A 2,978-nucleotide genomic window follows, 5' to 3' on the forward strand; every position below is an offset into this window, starting at 1 on the left:
GCCGCACCGGTCGAACTCGCCCCGGGTGCCCCGGACACGTCCGGCGCCCATATCGCCACATCGGCCGTGGACGCGGGCGGCCCGGAGGACGTTTTGGTGATCGCGGGCGACGGGCGGACGAACGTCTCCTGCTGGGGCGGTCTGCTGAGCCTGGGCGCCTCCCTGCGCGGGGTGTGACCGCACGGGGCCGTTCGCACCAGGTGTCCTCCGGCGAACCGGTCCGGATCGGTCCGGCCACGGTGGCGCGGGGCGACATCGTCCTCGCCGACGAGACCGGCGTGGCCTTCGTGCCCCGCGCCCGTGCCCATGAGGTCCTGCGGGCCGCCCAGGCGCTGGCCCGGCGCGAGCGTGCCATCGCCGAGGAACTGCGCGGCGGAGCGTTCCTGGCGGAGGCCATGCGTGACACCCGGTTCGCCGGAACAGAGGAGGAGCAGCGCTGATGGGCACACCCACCCAGCGGGCCGCGGCCCTGCCGACCGCCGCGTTCACCGTCCGCTACGAACCGGCCGACGCCGACAAGGGCAGCGTCGGTGACTTCCTGGACGATGTACCTGCGGGCGCGGTCGTGGTCATCGACAATGCCGGGCGCACGGACTGCACGGTGTGGGGCGGGATCATGACGCAGACCGCGGCGGTCCGCGGTGTCGCGGGCACCGTGGTCCACGGCGCCTGCCGCGACGTGGCCACCTCGGTCGAGGCGGACTATCCGCTGTTCAGGAGCGGCCGCTTCATGCGCACCGGCAAGGACCGGGTGCGGCTCGCCGCGGTGGGTGCGCGGCTGTCCCTGGGCGGTGTTCCGGTGGCCCCGGACGACCTGGTGCGCGGCGACGTCCCAGCCACCAATGCCCGGCGTGGCCTGCCGCCCCTGCGGGAGCCCGCCCATCTCGTCGAGCTGGCCGTGGTCCGGCGTGCGGCGGATCCCAGCCCGCTGGTGGCGCAGTTCGTACGGCACGCGTTGCCGACACAGTGAGGAAGAGAGACGCAGCATGCATCCCGGCAATGGCTTCGCCTGGTCACGTCAGGAGCTGCCCGTCGACGGCGTGCCGCTCGTCCAAGGAGGACTACACCGATATCGCCCGCCACGCCGCCTTCGACGGGCACCCGGTCGTGGCCTACGACGCCCCCGGCTGCGGCGACACCGTCTGCGGGGATCCGACGGCCGTCTCGATCCCGTTTCTGGTGGACACCGCGGTGTCCGTGCTCGACCGGCTCGGCATCGGGCGGTTCCATCTCGTCGGGCATTCGATGGGCGGTCTCACGGCCCTGATGCTGGCGGCCAGCCACCCCGACCGGGTGCTCAGCTTCGTCGACATCGAGGGCAACGTGGCGCCCGAGGACTGCTTCCTCAGCCGTCAGATCGTCTCCCACCCGGCCGCGGACGGCGAGACCTTCCTCGAAGGCTTCATCGAACGGAACCGGCGCTCGCCCACCTACGCGGCCCCGCTGTTCGCGTCGAGCCCGCCCCACAAGGTCCGCGCCGACGCGATCCGCGGGATCTTCGAATCGATGGTCGAGCTGAGCGACCACGGAGACCTCATGGCCACGTTCCTGGGTCTGCCGTTTCCCAGGATGTTCATGTACGGCGACCAGAACGCTTCGCTGTCCTATCTGCCGCGGCTGGCCGCGGCGGGCGTCGAACTCGCCGAGATCCCACAGTGCGGACACTTCCCCATGTATTCCAACCCGCCCGCCATGTGGGCCCGCATCGCCGACTTCCAGGGGAAGGTGCAGGCCCCGTGGTGGTGAGCCCGGGATCGGCCTATCCTGCGCACGCGTTGATCGACTTCCTATGGAGGACGCATGACCGTCGGCAACACTCCCTCCCGGGCCGTGGTGGTGGGCACCGGATCCCGTGCGCAGATGTTCACCACGGCACTGGCCCGCCGCCCCGGGCTGCGAGTCGCCGCGCTGTGCGACCCGAACCCGGTGCGCATCGCCCACCACCAGCAGCTGCTGAAAGGAGGCCGGTGAGCCGGAGGCGGCGGCCTGGAGTCCGGGAGGACTTCGAGCGCCGACTGCGTGCCGACGACATCCAGGAAGTGCGTCGTGACCTGCGTGGACGCGCTGCACGACGCCTACATCGTGCCCGCGCTGCGGGCCGGTTGCCGGGTGGTCACCGAGAAGCCGATGACCACCGACGCCGCCAAGTGCCGCCACATCCTCAGCACCGTCGAGGAGACCGGCAACCATCTGGCGGTGGCCTTCAACTACCGCTTCAACCCGGTCCACGAGGAAGTCCACCGGCAGCTGTCCTCGGGCGCCATCGGCGAGGTGCTGTCGGTGCACTTCGAGTGGCTGCTCGACACCCGGCACGGCGCGGACTACTTCCGCCGCTGGCACCGCGAGAAGCAGCACAGCGGCGGGCTGATGGTGCACAAGTCCAGCCACCACTTCGACCTGGTCAACTGGTGGCTGGGGGCCCGGCCGCAGGAGGTCTTCGGCTACGGCAGACTCGGCTTCTACGGCCGCGAGGCGGGCGAGCGCAGCGGTTACCGCCGCGAGTACGAGCGGGCCCACGGCGCGTCCGCCGCGCAGGACGACCCGTTCGCGCTGGAGCTGGCCGACAACGACGCGCTGCGCGCGCTGTACCTCGACGCCGAGGGCGCGGACGGCTACCACCGGGACCGCAACGTGTTCGGCGACGGCATCACCATCGAGGACGACATGTCGCTGCTGGTGCGCTACGACACCGGCGCCACCATGACGTACCACCTGACCGCGTACTCCCCCTGGGAGGGCTACCGCGTGATGTTCAACGGCACCCGCGGACGGCTGGAGCTGGAGGTGGAGGAGAGCCGGTGGCAGCCGCCGGTGCTGGGCACCACCTCCGGCCGGGGCACGATCCACGGCGACGAGGCGCTCGCCAACGCGGGCGGTCCGCGGGTGGTGCTGCGCCCGCTGTGGGAGCCGCCGCGGGAGGTGGAGCTGCCCGCGTTCGACCACGCGGGACACGGTGGCGGGGACGAGCGCATGCTGAC

5 protein-coding genes are annotated in these 2,978 nt (G+C 71.6%); all 5 read left to right on the forward strand.

Features of this window, described 5'->3' with window-relative positions:
* The first annotated feature begins 173 nt into the window (after positions 1 to 173).
* The gene (locus SSOG_RS01510; protein ID WP_009712419.1) at positions 174 to 440 is read left to right on the forward strand and encodes an RraA family protein; all 267 of its coding nucleotides are present in this window, start codon (positions 174 to 176) and stop codon (positions 438 to 440) included.
* Entirely contained in the window at positions 440 to 970 is a 531-nt protein-coding gene (locus tag SSOG_RS01515; protein WP_009712420.1) for an RraA family protein, read from the forward strand. Before SSOG_RS01510 ends, SSOG_RS01515 begins: the two co-directional genes overlap by 1 nt.
* A 29-nt stretch (positions 971 to 999) precedes the next feature.
* Positions 1,000 to 1,746, forward strand: coding sequence for an alpha/beta fold hydrolase (locus SSOG_RS01520; RefSeq protein ID WP_009712421.1), 747 nt, complete (start codon positions 1,000 to 1,002; stop codon positions 1,744 to 1,746).
* 54 nt (positions 1,747 to 1,800) lie between these two features.
* The gene (locus SSOG_RS55395; protein ID WP_009712422.1) at positions 1,801 to 1,971 is read left to right on the forward strand and encodes a hypothetical protein; all 171 of its coding nucleotides are present in this window, start codon (positions 1,801 to 1,803) and stop codon (positions 1,969 to 1,971) included.
* 75 nt (positions 1,972 to 2,046) lie between these two features.
* Positions 2,047 to 2,978: Gfo/Idh/MocA family protein (locus SSOG_RS01525; RefSeq protein WP_245606187.1), on the forward strand; the 932-nt coding region annotated here is incomplete at its 3' end.

The sequence above is a fragment of the Streptomyces himastatinicus ATCC 53653 genome (genome assembly GCF_000158915.1).
Taxonomy (GTDB): Bacteria; Actinomycetota; Actinomycetes; order Streptomycetales; family Streptomycetaceae; genus Streptomyces; species Streptomyces himastatinicus.

Bases quoted from the DNA above. Each gene is read 5' to 3' on its own strand.
- SSOG_RS01520 (WP_009712421.1), top strand. From the start codon at position 1,000: ATGGCTTCGCCTGGTCACGTCAGGAGCTGCCCGTCGACGGCGTGCCGC.
- SSOG_RS55395 (WP_009712422.1), top strand. From the start codon at position 1,801: ATGACCGTCGGCAACACTCCCTCCCGGGCCGTGGTGGTGGGCACCGGA.
- SSOG_RS01515 (WP_009712420.1), top strand. From the start codon at position 440: ATGGGCACACCCACCCAGCGGGCCGCGGCCCTGCCGACCGCCGCGTTC.